Origin of the sequence: Bacillus pfraonensis, from assembly GCF_050768835.1 — a bacterium.
Lineage (GTDB): Bacteria > Bacillota > Bacilli > Bacillales > Bacillaceae_G > Bacillus_A > Bacillus_A pfraonensis.
In genome coordinates this window covers 1-2,897 of the sequence record NZ_JAHCDO010000080.1, presented here as the reverse complement: position 1 = coordinate 2,897, position 2,897 = coordinate 1, and the positions used below count along the sequence as shown (strand labels likewise).

Here is a 2,897-nt window from a genome sequence, read left to right as displayed (position 1 = left end):
AAAACAGGAGGTAGTTGGTACTACTTAGATGGAGCAGCCGGCGGAGCAATGAAGACAGGCTGGTTAAAAACAGGAGGTAGTTGGTACTACTTAGATGGAGCAGCCGGCGGAGCAATGAAGACGGGCTGGTTAAAAACAGGAGGTAGTTGGTACTACTTAGATGGAGCAGCCGGCGGAGCAATGAAGACAGACTGGTTAAAAACAGGAGGTAGTTGGTACTACTTAGATGGAGCAGCTGGTGGAGCGATGAAGACGGGCTGGTTAAACCAATGGGGTAGTTGGTACTACTTGGATGGAGCAACTGGTGGAGCAATGAAAACAGGATGGTTGAACGAATGGGGTAGTTGGTATTACTTAGATGCAGCGTCCGGTGGAACGATGAAAACAGGTTGGAATAAGATTGATACAAAAATGAATTATTTCAAAAATAGTGGACAATGGGTAAATACACGTGAGTTAACAGTTAGATCAACAGCATACTCAAACGATCCAGCAGAAAATGGTGTGAAACCTGGTCAACATGTTTACACGAAAATGGGGGATGATTTAACAGCCAATCCACATTTAAAAGTGATTGCTGTCGACCCTAAAGTTATTCCACTTGGATCAAATGTATATGTAGAAGGGTATGGTCCAGCTGGAGCTAGGGATACTGGTGGAGCTATTAAAGGGAATAAAATAGATGTATTCATTCCTTCCAAGCAAGATGTTTGGAACTGGGGAGTTAGAACAGTAAAGGTATATGTATTACCTTAAAACTGATTGTAGTTTATGTACATATTGCTATATTGATAGTTTTTAGTAAAAAGAGCTTCTTTAAGTATAGACTTGGAGGAGCTCTTTTGTTTTATGTAAATACAATTATTTTATTTTCTCTAAAAGCAGAATATTCTTGAGAAATAAATATATATACTTTTTGTTTATTGGAATTTTGGTATTGTTTAGTATAGGGAGCTTTTATAGAAAAAAGAAGAGGGAGGGTTATTTATGAACGTTCAAACAAAAGGGAATGAACAAATTACACTATTATTAAATCAATGGTATTTAGAGATTCGCTCTAGACATTTAGAAAAAGCTACCGAATTAAAAAAGGAAGTAGATACAAAAGTTAATGAGATGAAAGAAAACAAGGAGCTATTTCAGCATTATTTACTCCTGAATTTTCGATATGATTTTTTGATGGATAATTTGGGGGTATCTAAAGATAGTTTTGATGAAATTGATTCTTTAGGTGTACCGACAAATCAGTCACTAGCTTACTATTATCATTTTTTTAAAGCGATTCACTCAAATGCAATTGGTGAATATAATTTGGCAAAAGAGCACTATGAGAAGGCTGAATCACTTCTAAAATATATTTCTGATGAACTTGAACATGCTGAGTTTTATTATAAACTAGCGACTTTCCATTATCATATTTATCAATCACTGTTAGGGATTACTTATGTAACGAAAGCTAAAGAGATATTTTCTAAACATAGTGGTAATGAATTAAACTTGGCTTTTTGTAGTAATCTTTATGGATTAGCGTGTATTCATTTAAAAGAATGGGAATTAGCTGAGGAGTATTTGACTTCTGCAATGAATACTTTTCAGAAGATAGATGAAAAGAAGTTTATTACGATGGTGAAACATAATCTTGGTTTAATGTATGGAAGTCAAGATCATTCAGCTGTAGCTATTCGTTATCTTTCTGAGGTGATTGAAAACTCACCGAATCATTATAAAGCTATTTTTATTAAAGCTAGAGAACATTTTAAACTAGGTGAAACAAATGTAGCTGCAGAGCTAATTGAAAAAGGTTTGAGTATTTGTATGAACTTAGAGAATGAACAATACAAATATCGTTTTGTAATTCTGAGAGAAATGAATAAAAAAGTTTCTGCTCAGGAATTAGAAAAAGCAGTTTTAGCAGGAATAGATTACTTTAAAAGAGAACAACTATGGGAGTATATTCAAGAATATACTGAAGCCGTAGCCGTTCATTATCATATTGAGGGCAATTTTGAACAAGGAAGCAAGTATTTTTATTTGAGTTATGAAGCTAAAAAGGAGATTCACAAGAAGGAGGCACTAAAATGAAGAAGGTAATACTTAGTTTAATGGGAATTGTAACGATTTTTACTTTAACACTTGGCGTAGATACTTCGGTAGATAAAGAGCAAGCTATTACTCTAGTGAAAAGCATGGCAGATGGAGATACTGGTGGTTGATCTTTTAAATTAAAAGACGAACAGGAGCAAGGAGAAATCCTTGCTTTATTTTTTTGTGCAGAAATATGAAGTAATGTAGCGGAGAATATGCAGGAAAGAAAATTATAAAATCTTTTCTCTATTAATCTAGACCGTGAAAAAAGCTGCTTCTGAGTCATTGGAGTAGCAGATTGGAAGTAGCCTTTTTGTAACTCGTGATGCCTTACTTTGAGCGACTTAGTTTTAGATTTTAAGAATAGTTTCATCATTTCATGTAGTATTGGGAATTCTTTTTAACCAATATTTTCTTAAAAACCCCTTCTAAAAGAACGTAAGTTCGTATATAATAAGAACAAACGTTCTGCATTTTAGGGGTGATTATTGTGTACGAATATTCTCTTTTGCCTAATCGAATCATCCTATGCGTCGATTTACAAAGCTTTTACGCATCAGTCAGTTGTATCAAAAGAGGACTAGATCCAAGATGTACAAAACTTGCGGTAGTGGGTGATGTAAATCGAAGTGGATCGATAGTACTAGCAGCGACACCTCCGCTAAAAGCTTTGGGTGTTAAAAAAATGACAAGGTTATACGAAATACCTAAACGACCAGATATACTTATCGTTAATCCAATTATGCATACGTATATGAAATGCTCGAATTACATAACGAAACTAGCGCTACAATACGTGGCACCGGAAGACT

General features: G+C 34.8%; 4 protein-coding genes. All 4 read left to right on the top strand.

What is annotated here, in order from left to right; genetic code table 11:
• Positions 1-756: 3D domain-containing protein (locus tag KFD70_RS28920; RefSeq protein ID WP_431613548.1), on the top strand; the 756-nt coding region annotated here is incomplete at its 5' end.
• Between the two features lie 231 nt (positions 757-987).
• On the top strand, positions 988-2,082 hold the full coding sequence (locus tag KFD70_RS28915) for a response regulator aspartate phosphatase (protein ID WP_336452846.1): 1,095 nt from the start codon (positions 988-990) through the stop codon (positions 2,080-2,082).
• Positions 2,079-2,213 carry a hypothetical protein gene (locus tag KFD70_RS28910; RefSeq protein ID WP_336452845.1) on the top strand — a complete coding sequence of 45 codons (135 nt, stop codon included), beginning with the start codon at positions 2,079-2,081 and terminating at the stop codon, positions 2,211-2,213. The genes KFD70_RS28915 and KFD70_RS28910 overlap by 4 nt, the downstream gene beginning before the upstream one ends.
• Positions 2,214-2,575: 362 nt before the next feature.
• The coding region (locus KFD70_RS28905) for a Y-family DNA polymerase (protein ID WP_489618143.1) at positions 2,576-2,897 on the top strand (322 nt) is incomplete at its 3' end.